Genomic DNA, 15,579 nt, shown 5'->3' on the forward strand with positions numbered 1-15,579 from the left:
GATGCGGGCTGTTAATAAAAATAGCCCCTTCTGCCTTTTCTAGATTCAAGTGAAACATTAAAAAGTTCAAGGGGGAGAATTAAAATGTCATTAAAACGTAAAAAGGTATCTGTTATCGGCGGCGGATTTACAGGAGCAACCACTGCATTTTTACTGGCACAAAAGGAACTTGGCGATGTAGTTCTAGTTGATATCCCACAAATGGAAAACCCAACAAAAGGTAAAGCGTTAGATATGCTTGAAGCGAGTCCAGTACAAGGCTTTGATTCTAATATTACAGGTACTTCAAATTATGAAGATACTCGTGATTCTGATATTGTCGTTATCACTGCTGGTATTGCCCGCAAACCTGGAATGAGCCGCGATGATTTAGTCCAGACAAACCAAAAGGTAATGAGAAGTGTTACACAGGAGATTGTAAAGTATTCTCCAAACTGTACGATTCTTGTTCTAACCAACCCAGTAGATGCAATGACATATACTGTATTTAAAGAATCAGGATTCCCTAAAAACCGTGTAATTGGTCAATCTGGGGTTCTAGATAGTGCTCGTTTCCGCACATTTGTTGCTCAAGAATTAAATCTTTCTGTTAAAGACATTACAGGATTTGTATTGGGTGGACATGGAGATGACATGGTTCCTCTTGTACGCTACTCCTATGCTGGTGGTATTCCATTAGAAACATTAATTCCTAAAGACCGTCTAGAAGCAATTGTAGAACGCACAAGAAAAGGCGGCGGTGAAATTGTAAACCTTCTAGGTAATGGAAGTGCTTATTATGCGCCTGCAGCTTCTTTAGTAGAAATGTGTGAAGCAATCCTTAAAGATCAACGTCGAGTGATTCCTTCCATTGCTTATCTTGAAGGCGAATTTGGTTACGATGGCATTTACCTCGGAGTACCAACGATCCTTGGTGCAAATGGTATTGAAAAAATAATTGAGCTTGAGTTAACTGCTGACGAAAAAGCTGCATTAGATAAATCAGCGGAATCCGTTCGCAATGTAATGCAAGTGTTAGCATAAAAAATTATAATAGAGAAATTCGGGGCTGCAAGGGTTTCCCCGAATTTCTTTGCATTCAAATGAAATCGCTTACAACAGAGGTGGAGTTATATGCTTTTAGGTAAAAAAAGAAAGTTAGGCAGAAGGATTGAAGAAATTACTGTCGGTGAAAAATTGTCTATGTCTGAAAAGATAGAAGACAAGGATATCCTTCTTTATTTAGGATTAACAGACGATGCCAACCCTCTCTATATTCAACATGATTATGCTTCACAGACTCCTTTTGAAAAACCAATCGTTCCTAGCATTATGCTTACGGGAATGATAACCTCTGCCATCTCAAAATATTTACCCGGTCCTGGGAGCCATATCTTAAGCCAAGAAATTGAGTTTCCTAAGCCGGTATATCATTATGGAACCGTCGAGTTTTTGTTTGAAGTGATTGAGGTTGTAAGAGATGAGCATACCATTGTGATCAGTGTCATTGGAATGAATGAAAAAAATGAAACTGTCATACTGGGAAGGGTTAAAGTTTGTCCTCCACATCGTTTGGAGGAAATACATGGTAAGACGCTGGATAATTTTTAATAAAGATGTAAAAAAGGAATGTGTAGACGTTCCTTTTTGCGTTAAAAAGAAAACGTACGGTTCATAAAGCCTAAAAAGGTTGAGGCGCCCACGTGCACATTCCTTTAATGTTAAAGTTTTGTAAAACTAGATAATATGTAATTTTTATTATTATAATGGAGGTAACTTATTTTAGTGGGGGATATTATGAAAAATAAAATACTTGTTGTCGATGATGAACAGTCAATTGTTACTTTGCTTCAATATAATTTGGAGCAGGCCGGGTATGAAGTGATCACTGCAATGGATGGTGAGGAGGGGAAACATCTTGCAGAGACACAAGGCCCTGATATCATTGTATTAGACCTCATGTTACCGAAGTTGGATGGAATGGAAGTATGTAAGCAGCTCCGTCAAAAGAGTATAATGACCCCAATTTTAATGTTAACTGCAAAAGATGATGAGCTCGATAAAATATTAGGTTTAGAGCTTGGTGCAGATGATTATATGGTTAAGCCTTTCAGTCCTAGAGAAGTGATCGCCCGCGTGAAAGCAATTCTTAGGAGGACACAAGTCCAAACGGAGGCAATTGACGTAGGTGAAAAAGAGACGGGTCAACTAGTGATCGCTAATTTAAGAATCGATCCTGAAAAATATGAGGCTTATTTTAACGACCAACTTTTGGAGTTAACCTTAAAGGAATTTGAATTACTTCTTTATCTCGCGCAAAATAAAGGCCGCGTCTTGACGCGTGATCAATTACTAAGTGCTGTTTGGAATTATGACTTTGCTGGAGATACTAGAATTGTGGATGTACATATATCACATTTAAGAGAGAAAGTTGAAGTGGATACGAAAAAGCCGGCCTATATTAAAACGTTACGAGGCTTGGGCTATAAATTGGAGGAGCCGAAAGGAGAATGACCAAATACCGAAAAGGTCTGCTAATTACACTAATCTTATTAATTATGGCTGTTTTAGTTGGATTAGGAATATTGCTGGGCCAATTTTTTAAAAGCTATTACTTAGAGTCTCTAAATGAACATTTTAAAGTTGAAATCTTGTGGGTCCTTTCCATCTGTCTAGGGATTGCAATAATAATAATTATTTTTCTATCCATTAGAATTACCTCAAAGTATACAAAACCAATTGAAGCTGCCACAAATGTAGCGATTGAACTGGCAAACGGAAACTACCGGGCACGAACAAAAGTAGATCGATTGGATGAAACCGGCATGCTTGGGTCATCGATCAATATGCTGGCCGAAAACCTCCAAGAACTTGTTAAAGCACAAGAAATGCAACAGGACCGGTTAAGTGCTTTAATTGAAAATATGGGAGCAGGATTAGTCTTAATAGACAGTCGGGGTTACATTAATCTCATTAATAAAGGGTTTATTGATATTTTTCAGGTGAATCCAAGTGATTATTTAAATAAACTCTACTATGAAGTGATTGAATATGAAGGAATTTGTCATTTAGTAGCAGAGGTTTTTCGGACTGAAAAGAAGGTAAGTGAACAATTACTTGTGCCCTTTTTGATCGAACGAAGGTATTTTGTTGTGTATGGTGTCCCGATAATTGGAACAAATAATGTTTGGAAAGGGGTACTGCTTGTTTTTCATGATATAACCGAAATAAAAAAACTCGAGCAAATGCGGAAGGATTTTGTTGCCAATGTTTCGCATGAATTAAAAACCCCAGTAACTTCTATTAAAGGATTTACTGAAACATTGTTGGACGGTGCCATGAACAATAAAGAAACATTAGGAGCGTTTCTTTCGATCATTTTAAAAGAGAGTGATCGCCTGCAAACACTTATACAAGACCTGTTAGAGCTTTCAAAAATAGAGCAGCAAGGCTTCAGATTAAACATTCAAGAAATAGATTTGAATATGTTATTAAAAGAAGTAATCACGATTCTTACAGGAAAAGCAGAAGCAAAGGATATCAAGCTTGAATTTTACAGCAAGCAAAATCAAGTGTTAATCAATGGCGATTCGGACCGTTTAAAACAAGTATTTATCAATTTAATCGGCAACGCAATTAACTATACCCCGCCAGAAGGGGACGTAAAAATTATCCTTCTCGAACATGGTGAGAACGTTCGGATCCATGTGAAAGACTCAGGGGTAGGAATTAGTAAAGAAGAGATTCCACGTATTTTTGAACGATTTTACAGAGTGGACCGTGCCAGAAGTCGTAACTCAGGTGGGACAGGCCTTGGATTAGCAATCGTAAAACACTTAATAGAAGCGCATCATGGTAACATAAGTGTCAGAAGTAATTTGGGTGAAGGAAGCGACTTTATTATTGAACTACATAAATATTTGATATGATTTTTGGAAGGTGGATATAAATGGAAAAAAAGAAACTTGTCCTGATTGACGGTAATAGTATTGCTTACCGAGCATTTTTTGCATTACCCCTGCTTAATAACGATAAAGGAATCCACACGAATGCGGTATATGGCTTTACGATGATGTTGATGAAAATTCTTGAAGATGAAAAGCCAACACATTTACTTGTCGCATTTGATGCTGGAAAAACTACTTTTCGCCATAAAACCTTTAGTGAGTATAAAGGTGGAAGGCAAAAAACCCCACCCGAACTATCCGAACAATTTCCGTTTATCCGTGACCTTCTTGATGCTTATGGAATTTCCAGATATGAGCTTGAAAATTATGAGGCCGATGATATCATAGGTACCCTTTCATTAACTGCAGAAAAGGATGGGTACGAAGTAAAAGTGATTTCAGGAGACAAAGATTTAACCCAACTCTCTTCCGCCACTACAACCGTCGGAATTACTCGAAAAGGGATTACGGATATTGAAGAATATACCCCTGAACATGTGGCTGAAAAATATGGACTAACACCAGAACAAATCATTGATATGAAAGGGCTAATGGGGGACCCTTCCGATAATATTCCTGGTGTTCCTGGGGTAGGTGAAAAGACAGCGATCAAATTGTTGAAGGAGTTTTCAACCCTCGAAAATTTATTAAACTCCGTTGAACAAGTAACTGGAAACAAGCTGAAAGAGAAGCTAGAAGAATTTAAGAACCAAGCATTAATGAGTAAAGAACTTGCTACGATTGAAAGACAAGCACCTGTCGAAGTGGATTTAGAAAACGTCGCATACGAGGGCTTTACGCGGGAAAAATTAGTAGCCTTATTTAAAGAATTAGGCTTTCATTCATTATTGGGCAAGCTTGGAGAAGGTCCAGACACTATTGAAGAGCAGGAACTTGAAGATATTGATTTTCAAATTCCAACTGAAATAACAGAAGAACTGTTTGCAGACACTAATTATTTTTACGTTGAAATGCTGGATGATAATTATCATTATGCAGAGATTATCGGTTTCTCTCTTGTCAATGAAATAGGACATTTCTACTTGCCAACTGACTTGGCATTACAGTCAGAAGCTTTTAAAAAATGGGCGGAAGATGAGAGTAAAAAGAAAATAGTTTATGATGCCAAGCGATCTGAAGTTTCATTAAGAAGACATGATATTCATCTAAAAGGGGCCAATTTTGATATTCTAATGGCTTCCTATATCATAAATCCTTCAGAAAACATTGAAGACCTCGCTGCAATAACGAAAAGATTCGATCTACATAATATTCAATCTGATGAATCGTTTTATGGGAAAGGGGCGAAACGAAAAGTCCCTGAAGTGTCTAAGCTCGCTGAACATCTAGTTCGGAAAAGCCTTGCAATGTCTGATATTAAAGAAAAACTAGAAGATGAATTAAGAAAAAATGAACAATATGAATTATTTACTGAGCTTGAAATGCCTTTATCGCTGATTTTGGCTGATATGGAATCGTGCGGGATCAAGGTGGAACAGGAACGTCTTCAGGCAATGGGTAAGGAGCTAAATGATAGACTCGTCGAGATTGAAGAGAAGATTTGTGAATTAGCAGGGGAAAAGTTTAATATCAACTCACCGAAGCAACTAGGTGTAATTTTATTTGAAAAATTAAACCTTACTTCGTTTAAGAAAACGAAAACAGGTCATTCAACTTCAGCAGATGTATTGGAAAAATTAGCAGAAGATCATGAAATCATCGAGCATATTCTTCTATACAGACAATTAGGTAAGCTTCAATCCACCTATATAGAAGGATTACTGAAGGTTATTAATCCTAAAACGGGAAAAGTCCATACCAGGTATCAACAAACTTTAACTGCGACTGGCAGATTAAGTTCAATTGATCCTAATTTGCAAAATATACCGATTCGCCTTGAAGAGGGACGTAAAATCCGCCAAGCCTTTGTTCCATCAGAGGAAGGCTGGATCATTTTTGCAGCCGACTATTCACAGATCGAACTGCGTGTCCTTGCGGATATTGCTGGTGATGAAAAGCTGATTCAGGCCTTCAAAGAAGATATGGATATTCATACAAAAACAGCAATGGAAGTTTTTCATGTCAATAAAGATGAGGTAACTTCCAATATGAGGCGTCAGGCCAAGGCTGTTAACTTTGGAATTGTTTATGGAATCAGTGATTATGGTCTGTCCCAATCCTTAGGAATTACAAGGAAGGAAGCTGGTCAATTCATTAATCGTTATCTAGATACCTATCCAGGTGTCAAAGAATACATGGATGATATTATTCACTCGGCAAAACAAAAGGGCTATGTCTCCACTTTGATGCAGCGAAGAAGATACCTTCCTGAAATTACAGCTCGTAATTTTAACATCAGAAGCTTTGCAGAAAGGACAGCCATGAATACACCAATTCAGGGCAGTGCCGCTGATATCATAAAAAAAGCAATGATTGATATGGACGATGCTTTAAAGGACAAGGGTTTAAAGACGCGCCTCTTACTTCAAGTGCACGATGAATTGATATTTGAAGCACCTGAGGACGAATTGGAAATTTTAAAGAAGTTAGTCCCAGACGTGATGGAAAATGCCCTCGAATTGAAGGTGCCGTTGAAAGTGGACTATGCCTATGGACCAACATGGTTTGACGCCAAATAAAAGGGGGACCCCTCAGCAATGCCGGAGCTTCCAGAAGTAGAAACCATAAGGAAAACGTTAAAAAGATTAGTTGTCAATAAAACCATCAAAGATATAACCGTCTTTTGGCCAAAAATCATTAAAAGCCCACTTGAAGTGGAACAATTTGTTGATGCTTTAGCAGGGGAGACCATTGTTGATGTAGGCAGAAGAGGGAAATTTTTAATCATTTATACGGATCATTTCGCGTTAGTATCGCATTTGAGAATGGAAGGAAAGTACGGGCTTTATCCTAAGGAAGAACCCTTTGATAAACATACACATGTACTCTTTCACTTTACAGATGGAACAGAATTAAGGTATAGGGACGTTCGGAAATTTGGAACGATGCACTTATACAAAAAAGGGGACGAATTCTTAACGGAACCGCTCATAGGGCTTGGTCCTGAACCTTTTTCAGAGGAATTTACGGTAGAGTACTTGACTAAGAAGGTTGAAAAAACGAATCGAAAAATTAAAACAGCTCTATTGGACCAAAAACTTTTTGTGGGGCTCGGTAATATCTATGTGGATGAGGCACTTTTTCGGGCAGGTATACACCCAGAACGTATTGCTAATACATTAAATAAAAATGAACTTGCCCTTCTTCACCGTGAAATTGTTGCGACCTTAAGCGAAGCCGTCAAAAAGGGCGGAAGTACGATCCGCTCATATGTTAACTCCCAAGGGGAAATAGGTATGTTTCAGCTTGAATTATACGCTTATGGTCGTAAAGGGGAAGAGTGTAAACGATGTGGAACACCATTAGAAAAAACGACCGTAGGGGGCAGAGGGACCCATTACTGCCCGCAGTGCCAAAAGATTTAAGTGGGAAAAAAAGTAGAAAAAGTGAGAATTGAATAATATTAACCTTTGATAGGCTCCTGCCATATACTATCGTAATGATTTTGGAGGAAGGAGCCCTAGACATCATGGTTCAGTTGTTCTCGCTTCTCATACTTGCTTTTGCTCTCAGCCTTGATAGCTTTAGCGTGGGTTTTACCTATGGACTAAGGAAAATGGTCATGCCGATCCGATCAGTGATTATTATTGCAAGTTGCTCGGCTATTTCTTTAATGATTGCCGTGTCAATTGGGCATGGACTTGAAAAAGTTCTATCTCCAAGTATTACGGCAAGCCTAGGGGGAATCATTCTAATTGCTCTTGGTGCATGGGTTTTGTTTCAATTTTTCAAACCAGAAAAGGAAAAAGACGTACTAGAACATGAAAAAACAATCGTAAATTTTGAAATTAAATCCCTAGGATTAGCCATCAACATCTTGAAAAAGCCGATGTCGGCTGACTTTGACCAATCGGGTACGATTACGGGGATCGAAGCTTTAATGTTAGGCTTTGCTTTGTCGCTGGATGCCTTTGGAGCCGGGATTGGTGCAGCGATGCTTGGTTTCTCTCCTTTTTATTTAGCATTTACTGTCGCGATTATGAGCTCGTTATTTGTTCTATTAGGGATAAAAAGCGGAACTTTTTTTCATAAGTTTGATTGGATCCAAAAGTTCACGTTTTTGCCAGGGATTTTATTAATCATAATTGGAATATGGAAGTTATGAATCTAGAAAGGAAAAGATCATGTCATTAGTTATCGGTTTAACAGGCGGAATCGCCAGTGGAAAAAGCACAGTCTCAAACTTTTTCAAAGAAATGGATATCACTGTAGTCGATGCTGATATAGAATCACGCCTAGCGGTAATGCAAGGTGAATCCGCTTATTTTAAGATTATTGAAGAGTTTGGCCGTGATATTTTATTGGAAGATGGTGAAATTGACAGGCAAAAGCTTGGCGCAATTATTTTCCATCACGCTGAAAAGCGGCAAATTTTAAACGAAATCGTCCACCCTGAGGTTAGAAAAAGAATGAGGGACCAAGTCGATCAGGCAATAAAAAACAGTGAAGAAGTGGTTGTTCTTGATATCCCTTTATTATTTGAAAGTAAACTTACGTATATGGTGGATAAAACGTTACTTGTTTATGTTGACGATGAAACACAATTAAAAAGATTAATCGAGAGAAATAATCTATCAGTAGAGGATGCCGAAGCAAGGATTCGTTCTCAGATGCCCCTGTCTGAAAAAATAAAGCTCGCGGATGCTGTAATTGATAATAATGGTTCGATCGCAGATACAAAAAAACAACTTCTTGAAATTTTAGCCCAGTTTGGCATCGATATAAATAATCATAAGTAATGGGAGAGAAGGGCAACCTTCTCTTTTTTTCTGTTTCTAAGTTGCCTGAATTATAAAACATTTTAAAAATCCGCAGTTTATTCATCACAATTAAACCTAAATATGTTATACTAATTACAACAATACAAGTATTAAGTATGACACTAATACAAAAAGGGGATGTAAAATGAAGACGAGAGTTGCAATAAACGGATTTGGGAGAATTGGCAGGATGGTTTTTAGAAAAGCGATCCTTGAAAATAAGCTTGAGGTTGTTGCCATAAATGCAAGCTATCCAGCGGAAACATTAGCACATTTACTTAAATATGATACAAATCATGGACCATTTCAGGGAGAAGTTATCCCTTTAGATGATGAGTTAATCGTCAATGGCAAAAGAATTAAACTATTAAGCAGTCGTAATCCAGAGGAGCTTCCCTGGAGAGAGTTTGGTATTGATATTGTTATAGAGGCGACAGGAAAGTTTAATGCTCGTGAAGCGGCTGCACTGCACTTAGAAGCAGGAGCCAGGAAAGTGATCTTAACTGCACCAGGGAAAAATGAGGATGTCACAATTGTAATGGGTGTTAATGAAGAAATGCTTGATATCAATCATCATGACATTATCTCAAATGCATCATGTACCACCAACTGCCTTGCACCTGTTGCAAAGGTGTTAGATAAAAAATTTGGCATTGAAAGCGGATTAATGACAACGATTCATGCCTATACAAATGATCAAAAAAATATCGATAACCCTCATAAAGATTTACGAAGGGCTCGTGCATGTGGACAATCTATCATTCCAACAACAACAGGAGCGGCCAAGGCAATTTCACTTGTATTACCGCACTTAAAAGGTAAATTACATGGGATGTCACTTCGTGTGCCAACACCAAACGTTTCACTTGTTGACTTAGTAGTTGATCTTAATCAAGATGTGACCCTTGATGATGTCAATAACGCATTTATTGAAGCGGCAAATGGCCCATTAAAAGGCATTTTGGATTTGACGATGGAACCATTAGTATCCGTTGACTTTAATACTAATGAACATTCTGCCATCATTGATGGTCTTTCCACAATGGTGATGGGAACAAGAAAAGTAAAGGTTTTAGCATGGTATGATAATGAGTGGGGGTATTCTTCACGTGTCGTGGATCTCACCATGTATGTTGCAGAGGAAATAGCAAAATCATCACATATAAAGGTTGGATAAAATGCTGTCGATAGACAGCATTTTTTTTGCCTTGCTTGAGCCATTTGGGTGTTTTTTGCATAAAATAGCTTTGATTTAGTGTTTTTTTATCGAATGAAAAATGGAACATGCCCATTAACCTTGTTACAAAATTAACATATAAAGTTTTTTATATTGATAGGTTGCAAAAAAAATATAAACAAAGTATACTAGTCATCGTGAACTTCTTGAAATCAGGTAGCTATTAATTACTTAAAGGGTTAGGACCTCTCTGGACTAACTTTCCCCCGTGGTAGTTACTCGGATACCGTCAATAACAGGATTTCAAGAAAGAACATAAAAGGTTAGAGGGGGAAAAATGAATATGGAAACAATGGGACGTCACGTAATCTCTGAGCTTTGGGGATGCGACTTTGAAAAATTAAATGATATGAATTTTATTGAAACAACTTTTGTTGAAGCAGCTCTTAGATCAGGTGCGGAAATCCGTGAAGTAGCATTTCATAAATTTGCCCCACAAGGTGTAAGTGGTGTAGTTATTATCTCTGAATCACATCTTACCATTCACAGCTTCCCTGAACATGGATATGCTAGCATAGATGTATACACTTGCGGCGATTTGAATCCTAATGTTGCGGCCGATTATATTGCTGAGGCATTAAATGCACAAACACGTGAAAATATTGAAATTCCACGTGGCATGGGTCCTGTTCATGTAAAACAGGCAAAGGTTTTATAATCACTATAAAAATAATTAACGTAGAGGTGTATTTATACATACACCTCTTTTTATATTTTCTAGACTAATGTTGTACAATAAGAACAAAGCTACATCATGGGAGGAATAGTATGGCTATGTTAGGTAACCTATTTGTTCGTTTTAAAAAGCAAATTGAGACTTCAGATCAGATTAAGGATGATTCCTTAAAAACGCATTATTATAAGGCGATGTTTAATCAATTATTTGCATCTGTTGAAAAGTTATTCCATGAAGATGCTGATTGCCGGGTCACCACGGTTTCTAAAGAACATGGAGAAATTGCTGTTGAAATCAGTAAACCCATCCCCTGCTTTCTAATTGTTACAATTGTGGGAGTAAAGCCAATGGAAACAGCGGTAGACTTTAATATTTCATCTGAAAAATTTTCCTTACTCGGCACCTATCCCGATTTAAAAAAGCGGATTAATTCTTATTACGAGCGAATTAATCAATTACATACCTTTATAGGAATAAAAAACTCCTAGTACTACTACTTGTATAAAGATAGTCTTTTTTATAAGATGAAAGTAAGCGTTTTTGTTCGGGAGTAAAGTGTAGATTTGGAGTTGATTACAATGAAATGCCCATCTTGTCAAAATTATGGTACACGCGTCCTCGACTCTCGCCCAGTTGATGAAGGTCGAGCAACACGGAGGAGACGCGAATGTGAAGAATGTGGGTATCGTTTTACTACGTTTGAGAAGATTGAAGAGATCCCGCTGATTGTAGTCAAGAAAGAAGGGACCCGAGAAGAGTTTAGCCGTGATAAAATATTACGTGGCTTGATTAAGGCATGTGAGAAGCGGCCGGTAGCCTTAAAGGAATTAGAAGATATAACGCATGGTGTTGAAAAGGATCTGCGGAGTCAGGGGATTTCTGAAATAAAAAGTGAAGCAGTCGGTGAAATGGTCATGGACAGGCTGGCACACGTGGACGAAGTCGCCTATGTACGGTTTGCATCCGTTTACCGTCAGTTTAAAGATATTAATGTTTTTATTGATGAATTAAAAGAATTAATCAAAAAAGAAAAATCTTAAGAGCTAAAGAGTTTTTGGCTCTTTTTGATTTTATAACAAGAAAGGTTGGAGTGATATGGCGCAGCATTGGCAGGAAATTCTCCCTATCGACCGTTATATAGTTGCGGCTGATGGGCTGCTGCATGAGTATGACCGTAAAGTGCTGACGTTTTTATATCAGCCCTTGATTGGGTCAACTTGCTTTAGTTTGTATATGACGCTTTGGGCGGAGTTAGAGGAAAATCGGCTCTGGTCTGAGTCTTCCACTCATCATTTATTGATGAATCTCTTAGAGATGAACTTAAAGGATATTTACGAAGCCAGATTGAAGCTAGAAGGCATTGGTTTATTAAAGACTCGTGTCAAAACAGATGAAGGGGGACGGTCCTTCATCTATGAACTGCATCCACCTTTAAGTCCTGAGCAATTCTTTTTAGATGGGATGTTAAATATTTATCTTTATCGAAAAATTGGAAAAAACCATTTCTCTCGTCTGAAGCGCTTTTTTAGTGATCAACAAAAGCCAAGGGAAGACGAGTATGTAGATGTTACGAGAGCCTTTCAGGACGTGTTTGCATCAGCAGCCCCTGGCAGTATGCAATATATTCAAGCCCTTTCCGAAGAATTACAAGAGGAAGAAAATCAACAGTTTATCGGTCGAAATGAGCCGAGTCCGATCCAAATTGGTGTGGACACGTTTGATTTTGATTTGTTAACTGCAGGGCTGAATGAATCACTTGTTCCCAAAAAAGCGCTAACGCCAAAAGTAAAAAGTGTAATTAGTAATCTTGCATTTCTGTACCAAATTGATGCAATCGAAATGAAAAATTTCATCTTAGGTGCTATTAATGAGCATGAAGAAATTGATATAGAGGACTTGAGAAAGGGGGCTCGTGATTGGTATCAATTTGTCAATTACGACCAACTTCCGAGTCTTATTAACCGAACACAACCAATTGTTCATCAAACTCAAATCACCGAACCTAAAACACAGGAAGAAAAATTAATTCGCTCGTATGAGACGACCCCGCCACTCATCGTTTTTAAAGAAATCTCGGGCGGTGTTGAACCTTCGAATGCCAATTTGAAAACCTTAGAAGAGATCATGATTAAATATAAACTTCCCCCAGGTGTGGTAAATGTCCTAATTGAAGTGGTTATGAGAAAAACGGACATGAAATTTACAAAGGGTTTTGTCGAGTCAATCGCAAGTCATTGGGCAAGGAAACAAGTGAAAACGGTGAAAGAAGCGATGGAGCTCGCGAAGAATGAGGAACACAAGGTAACAGAAAGCAAAAAAACTACAAGATCGTCTAATAAAAAGCCAATTCGGACAGAGTTAATTCCTGACTGGTTTGATGAAAGTACAAAAGATGCGGGCAAAGATCCCGCGCAAGGAAACAACAGTGAAGTTGAAGCGAAAAAGCGTGCGATTGAAGAAAAGTTAAAAGCGTTTCGCAAATAGGGGGTGACCAAAATTGGAAAAAATCAATCGAACATTGAAAAGATTAGCTTCTAATGAAAGCTTTCAAAAACGATATGAGCAACAACGCAGGCAAGTCCTTGAAAATCCGGATATTCAGGCCTTTTTAGCAAAACATCAAAATGAGATTGATCAATCTATGATTGATAAAAGTATGAGTAAACTGTACGAGTATACGAACCAAAGCAAAGAATGCCACAAATGTGAAAGTCTGGATAGCTGTATCAATTTCATGAAGGGATATCACCCAGAATTGGTATTATCCCGAAACTCCATTGATGTTGTTTATAAACGCTGTCCTCGAAAAATCATGGCAGATGAAAAAAAGAAAAATGAAAAACTAATCAAAAGTCTATATGTGCCAAGAGACATACTTGAGGCCACCTTTGAAGACTTTGAAGGAGACTCAGGCAGGCTGGATGCTGGAGATAAGGCTGCAACTTTTTTAATGAATTATGAGGCAGGTAAAAAACCAAAGGGCCTCTTTCTTTACGGGAAATTCGGTGTCGGAAAGTCCTATCTATTAGGGGCAATCGCCAATGAATTGGCAAAAAAACAGATTTCTTCGATGATTGTCTATGTCCCTGAACTATTAAGGGAAATGAAAAGTTCGATTGCTGATTCGACTTTGAATGAAAAAATTGAAGCATTAAAAAGAGAACCGATCCTAATGCTTGATGATATTGGTGCAGAAGCTGTCTCAAGTTGGACAAGGGATGAAGTTTTAGGGCCAATTTTACAGTTCCGTATGCTTGAAAGCCTGCCGACATTTTTTACCTCAAACTTTAATTTTGGGGAGCTAGAGCATCATTTAACCTACAGCCAGCGGGGCGAAGAAGAGAAAATGAAAGCCCGACGAATCATGGAGAGAATCCGCTCCCTGAGTGTGCCAGTGATGGTCGATGGTCCAAACAGACGGGAATAAAACGTGTTTTCCGGATTGCTGAAACAGGTCAGCAGTCTTTTTTTTGTATTTTTTTCTGTAAATAACAAAAGCAACTGTCAGCTAACTTCTATTTTAGCCAAGTCCCCCATATATATTAACAAAGATTGGCTTAAAGGGGGGATTTGGTTGGCGGAAATCATCTTCCAAAGCAAGCTGGATGCTCAAAAGTTTTATTACCACTTGCTGGAGTACTTACCAAATAATTATGATAAAGAAACTATTCTTCTAATAGAAGATCAACATATAGTAAAATTTTTAGGTAGCTTCTTATCCATTGAAATTTCTACTATGGTTAAAAATGCATTTTACGAATTTATTACGAACATAAAACGTGACGATTGGTTCAGGGAAATATTAAAAAACCGTTATTTTTATGAGGATCTAGAAGTACAGCAACAAATAATGGAAATTATCTATTCCATTCTTGAAGGTCAAAGAGAAGATCTGATTGTCTTTTTGAAGGATTCAAATGAAGAGCCTAATATTAAAGCAGCCATCGAGTATATCTTTCAGGATGATATTTCTTTTTCGTTTGACTCCTTTCATAAATTTCGTTTGCGGCCATACCTCCAGTTACTGGAAGGTTATGTTGAGATTGCCATTGATGAATATAAAATGGAGCAGGAGTATCAAATGTTTGTGCAAATGCTCAGGGACTTTTTACTGAACAGGGAACCAAAAATGGACGTTCTTCATTTATTGTTTGACGAGGAAATTACTTTTTATAACGACCAGTTTGAAGAGATGAAAAGAGCTGAATTAATTAGATTGATTGACCGAAAGTTACTTGTTAATCATCCTGTTTATGTCGATTCTGCTTCGATTGCACCACTTTTATCGCTTGCGCCTACAACTATTTTTCTGTATACAAAAGACCCAGAAGAACCCTTAGTTCGAACAATCAAAAACATCTTTGAAGAAAGAGTAACTGTGAAATCGTTTGCGTCCCTCCGTGAAGTTAAAAAATGGGCAGCAGATAATAATTCTTCGGAAAACCATGCTTGAGATACAGGAATTTTTGTAATAATTTGTTTTTGTAGGTTGAAGTCCCTTGATTTTTAGGGAATTAGTCATTATAATAACGTACATAGAATATTCATAGCAAAAGTAATGATAAGGATAACAGTATTTTTTACGGTTTCTAGAGAGGGAGGACAGGGCTGAAAGCCTCCTAACACGAAAATAATACTTACCACCTTTAAACTTCAGCAGTGAACACTTCATGTTTCCATGAAGTCAGTAATTGTTGACGGTCACAGCCGTTAACTGACCAAAGTCATTTTCAATGTGTGTCATTCGAAAATGAAAAATTGGGTGGAACCACGTGTTTATCAAAACTCGTCCCTATTCCAGGGACGGGTTTTTTTATTTTTTGGCTGTGTTAAAGGTCATTGTTGATTTATAAAGCCTAC

General features: G+C 37.8%; 15 protein-coding genes and 1 other annotated feature. All 15 genes read left to right on the top strand.

Annotation, left to right across the window (positions count from 1 at the left end; all coding sequences use genetic code 11):
• Positions 1-84: 84 nt before the first annotated feature.
• The 15 genes from mdh (at position 85) to ytxC (ending at position 15,172) form a co-directional block, all read left to right on the top strand.
• Complete coding sequence (mdh, locus tag QF028_RS03255; protein ID WP_215001035.1) at positions 85-1,023, top strand: malate dehydrogenase; 939 nt, start codon at positions 85-87, stop codon at positions 1,021-1,023.
• A 90-nt stretch (positions 1,024-1,113) separates the two neighbouring features.
• Positions 1,114-1,590, top strand: coding sequence for a MaoC/PaaZ C-terminal domain-containing protein (locus QF028_RS03260; protein ID WP_429464084.1), 477 nt, complete (start codon positions 1,114-1,116; stop codon positions 1,588-1,590).
• A 186-nt stretch (positions 1,591-1,776) separates the two neighbouring features.
• Positions 1,777-2,493: a response regulator gene (locus tag QF028_RS03265; RefSeq protein ID WP_429464086.1), complete on the top strand. Its 717-nt coding sequence runs from the start codon at positions 1,777-1,779 to the stop codon at positions 2,491-2,493.
• Positions 2,490-3,908: a two-component system histidine kinase PnpS gene (gene pnpS, locus QF028_RS03270; protein ID WP_429464088.1), complete on the top strand. Its 1,419-nt coding sequence runs from the start codon at positions 2,490-2,492 to the stop codon at positions 3,906-3,908. The genes QF028_RS03265 and pnpS overlap by 4 nt, the downstream gene beginning before the upstream one ends.
• 20 nt (positions 3,909-3,928) lie before the next feature.
• On the top strand, positions 3,929-6,565 hold the full coding sequence (gene polA, locus QF028_RS03275; protein ID WP_429464090.1) for a DNA polymerase I: 2,637 nt from the start codon (positions 3,929-3,931) through the stop codon (positions 6,563-6,565).
• Between the two features lie 18 nt (positions 6,566-6,583).
• Positions 6,584-7,411: a DNA-formamidopyrimidine glycosylase gene (mutM, locus tag QF028_RS03280; RefSeq protein WP_429464092.1), complete on the top strand. Its 828-nt coding sequence runs from the start codon at positions 6,584-6,586 to the stop codon at positions 7,409-7,411.
• A gap of 104 nt (positions 7,412-7,515) precedes the next feature.
• The gene (gene ytaF, locus QF028_RS03285; protein ID WP_215001023.1) at positions 7,516-8,151 is read left to right on the top strand and encodes a sporulation membrane protein YtaF; all 636 of its coding nucleotides are present in this window, start codon (positions 7,516-7,518) and stop codon (positions 8,149-8,151) included.
• Positions 8,152-8,170: 19 nt separating this feature from the next.
• Complete coding sequence (gene coaE, locus QF028_RS03290) at positions 8,171-8,785, top strand: dephospho-CoA kinase (protein ID WP_429464094.1); 615 nt, start codon at positions 8,171-8,173, stop codon at positions 8,783-8,785.
• A 166-nt stretch (positions 8,786-8,951) separates the two neighbouring features.
• Positions 8,952-9,983, top strand: a complete 1,032-nt coding sequence (locus QF028_RS03295) for a glyceraldehyde-3-phosphate dehydrogenase (protein WP_429464096.1) — start codon at positions 8,952-8,954, stop codon at positions 9,981-9,983.
• Between the two features lie 343 nt (positions 9,984-10,326).
• Positions 10,327-10,701: an adenosylmethionine decarboxylase gene (speD, locus tag QF028_RS03300; protein ID WP_088089215.1), complete on the top strand. Its 375-nt coding sequence runs from the start codon at positions 10,327-10,329 to the stop codon at positions 10,699-10,701.
• A 110-nt stretch (positions 10,702-10,811) separates the two neighbouring features.
• Positions 10,812-11,207, top strand: a complete 396-nt coding sequence (locus QF028_RS03305) for a hypothetical protein (protein ID WP_215001018.1) — start codon at positions 10,812-10,814, stop codon at positions 11,205-11,207.
• A gap of 90 nt (positions 11,208-11,297) precedes the next feature.
• Positions 11,298-11,759, top strand: a complete 462-nt coding sequence (gene nrdR, locus QF028_RS03310) for a transcriptional regulator NrdR (RefSeq protein ID WP_144564449.1) — start codon at positions 11,298-11,300, stop codon at positions 11,757-11,759.
• 55 nt (positions 11,760-11,814) lie between these two features.
• Entirely contained in the window at positions 11,815-13,203 is a 1,389-nt protein-coding gene (locus tag QF028_RS03315) for a replication initiation and membrane attachment family protein (RefSeq protein WP_214731876.1), read from the top strand.
• A gap of 13 nt (positions 13,204-13,216) precedes the next feature.
• A complete protein-coding gene (gene dnaI, locus QF028_RS03320) occupies positions 13,217-14,146 on the top strand; it encodes a primosomal protein DnaI (RefSeq protein ID WP_410883993.1) in 930 nt (309 codons plus the stop codon).
• Positions 14,147-14,293: 147 nt separating this feature from the next.
• Positions 14,294-15,172, top strand: a complete 879-nt coding sequence (gene ytxC / locus QF028_RS03325; protein WP_429464099.1) for a sporulation protein YtxC — start codon at positions 14,294-14,296, stop codon at positions 15,170-15,172.
• Between the two features lie 96 nt (positions 15,173-15,268).
• Positions 15,269-15,516, top strand: a binding site (T-box leader).
• Positions 15,517-15,579: the final 63 nt, after the last annotated feature.

The sequence above is a fragment of the Neobacillus sp. B4I6 genome (genome assembly GCF_050434045.1).
Taxonomy (GTDB): Bacteria; Bacillota; Bacilli; order Bacillales; family Cytobacillaceae; genus Neobacillus.

What these genes read in the sequence shown, in the direction of transcription:
- QF028_RS03295 (WP_429464096.1), top strand. Translation starts at nt 8,952, where the DNA reads ATGAAGACGAGAGTTGCAATAAACGGATTTGGGAGAATTGGCAGGATG.
- QF028_RS03265 (WP_429464086.1), top strand. Translation starts at nt 1,777, where the DNA reads ATGAAAAATAAAATACTTGTTGTCGATGATGAACAGTCAATTGTTACT.
- ytaF (WP_215001023.1), top strand. Translation starts at nt 7,516, where the DNA reads ATGGTTCAGTTGTTCTCGCTTCTCATACTTGCTTTTGCTCTCAGCCTT.
- QF028_RS03315 (WP_214731876.1), top strand. Translation starts at nt 11,815, where the DNA reads ATGGCGCAGCATTGGCAGGAAATTCTCCCTATCGACCGTTATATAGTT.
- mdh (WP_215001035.1), top strand. Translation starts at nt 85, where the DNA reads ATGTCATTAAAACGTAAAAAGGTATCTGTTATCGGCGGCGGATTTACA.
- speD (WP_088089215.1), top strand. Translation starts at nt 10,327, where the DNA reads ATGGAAACAATGGGACGTCACGTAATCTCTGAGCTTTGGGGATGCGAC.
- nrdR (WP_144564449.1), top strand. Translation starts at nt 11,298, where the DNA reads ATGAAATGCCCATCTTGTCAAAATTATGGTACACGCGTCCTCGACTCT.
- coaE (WP_429464094.1), top strand. Translation starts at nt 8,171, where the DNA reads ATGTCATTAGTTATCGGTTTAACAGGCGGAATCGCCAGTGGAAAAAGC.
- QF028_RS03305 (WP_215001018.1), top strand. Translation starts at nt 10,812, where the DNA reads ATGGCTATGTTAGGTAACCTATTTGTTCGTTTTAAAAAGCAAATTGAG.
- mutM (WP_429464092.1), top strand. Translation starts at nt 6,584, where the DNA reads ATGCCGGAGCTTCCAGAAGTAGAAACCATAAGGAAAACGTTAAAAAGA.
- pnpS (WP_429464088.1), top strand. Translation starts at nt 2,490, where the DNA reads ATGACCAAATACCGAAAAGGTCTGCTAATTACACTAATCTTATTAATT.
- polA (WP_429464090.1), top strand. Translation starts at nt 3,929, where the DNA reads ATGGAAAAAAAGAAACTTGTCCTGATTGACGGTAATAGTATTGCTTAC.
- QF028_RS03260 (WP_429464084.1), top strand. Translation starts at nt 1,114, where the DNA reads ATGCTTTTAGGTAAAAAAAGAAAGTTAGGCAGAAGGATTGAAGAAATT.